The following is a 1,612-nucleotide window of genomic DNA, read 5'->3' as shown; positions in this document are numbered from 1 at the left end:
CGCCGGGCAGAGCCATCCCTGAAACCCTTGCCAAGCAGGGCGCCAGACTGGAGTTGAGACGTCAAGGGCGCGAAGCGCCGCTTCGCGGTCAGGACCCTTGACGTCTCAATTCCAGTCTGGCCGGATCCCGGCATAGGATTCAAGGCGGGGTCTGGCCCCTCGGACCGACTGGCGACAACTAATGGCGACAGGCACCACTTTCCCGCGTCTATGACGGACGCGCTTGAACTATGACGACTTGACAGGCCTGTTGCTCAGGCCGCGACCGCCCCTGTGCCAATTTCCCCAAGGCCTATGTCGGGAATGATCCGGTCAATGCGACGGATCCGACGGGGATGGAGAGCTGCGAGGGGGCGACAAATTGTTCGATCGTTATCAACGACCCAATTGATGTACTGGGAAGTTCAGGTGATATTCGGACGGTCGTTGAGAGTTTCAGGACAAGCGACATTGCTCAAGCCATCGCAGATTAGAGCATAGCCAACAATGTCGAGGTTGCATTCGAGATTGTGCAGGTTGAGGTTGGTGTTGAAACGGTTGGTAGTCGAGAAGCTTCTATTCTCGAAAATCGCGTAACCGACGTGATCACGACCGGCCAACCTGATTCAGTGAATGTGTCTGGTATTGAAAGGCCGGCAGGCACTGTCCGTGCCTTGATTGACGGGCATTCTCATGGCGCCGGAGGTGGTGCGGCGGCACAGGAATTCAGTGGCACTGATACTGATGCATATCGCGAGCGAGCTGTAGTTGGAATGGTAGTAACACCAGAACGCGAAATTAAGATATACAATCCCTTTATTCGCGATTCATTTCAAAGAGAAACGACCCATGGTTCAATTCCAGGAGGGTAAGTTAAGTGATGATTTCAACTGCCATATTTGCCTTGATGATCGCCCAAGACGATGCCGCAAACGCTGCTGAGACAGTTGCCGAACGTGCTTTGAGGAGCCGTCAGACTGAAGTGTCGATGATTCGGGACCTCGGGCCCGGTTTAGTCATAACCCCTACAATATTCGACGGTATCGAAGCCTGCTTCCTAGCGGCTGCTGGCTACGCTGCTGAGACTGCTCAAGGGTCAGCAGCAACATTTTCCTTGAGCTCCTACTCTGTACACGTCGTGGATGAAGGGTTTCAGTATTTCTTGGGGTTCCGTCCCCTTGACCGCTCTTCCCTAACATTTGATTGCGCCTATTCGCTTTCCGCTGGCGCCACGCTTGTGCCTCGACCCTAATCTTCCGTAGATCAACGGGCTCTGTCAGAAGAACTTGACGAATAAACGGGGGCGCACGCAATTTATTGCGTCCTGCGCCTGGCGGGGCGCACTGTGGTGCGGCTCTCCGAGACCTCGTCCGGCACGGCGGCTTTCTTCACCCATGGTGACCATCTCGGCTCACCGCTCGCTGCCACCACGTCCAGTGGCGGCCTGCTGTGGCCACCTTTTTACTGGGACTTAGGACTACACGCCCTTCGGCGAAGCGCGCCAGCAGCCCGTCGCCAATGAAGAGGGCGACAGCTTCACCGGCCACATCACCGACACCGATACCGGCATGGTCTACATGCAGGCCCGCTATTACGACCCAGCCATCGGACGCTTCCTGTCGGGCGACCCGGT

Annotated in this window: 1 protein-coding gene and 1 pseudogene; both read left to right on the top strand. The window is 56.3% G+C overall.

The window, feature by feature from the left end; all coding sequences use genetic code 11:
• The first annotated feature begins 509 nt into the window (after positions 1-509).
• Positions 510-851: a hypothetical protein gene (locus BLT42_RS15300; RefSeq protein ID WP_233342543.1), complete on the top strand. Its 342-nt coding sequence runs from the start codon at positions 510-512 to the stop codon at positions 849-851.
• Between the two features lie 666 nt (positions 852-1,517).
• A pseudogene (locus BLT42_RS15370) lies at positions 1,518-1,612 on the top strand (RHS repeat-associated core domain-containing protein); the annotation flags it as partial.

The organism is Maricaulis salignorans (assembly GCF_900103475.1).
GTDB classification, from domain to species: Bacteria; Pseudomonadota; Alphaproteobacteria; order Caulobacterales; family Maricaulaceae; genus Maricaulis; species Maricaulis salignorans.
This window is presented reverse-complemented; position numbering and strand designations above follow the sequence as displayed.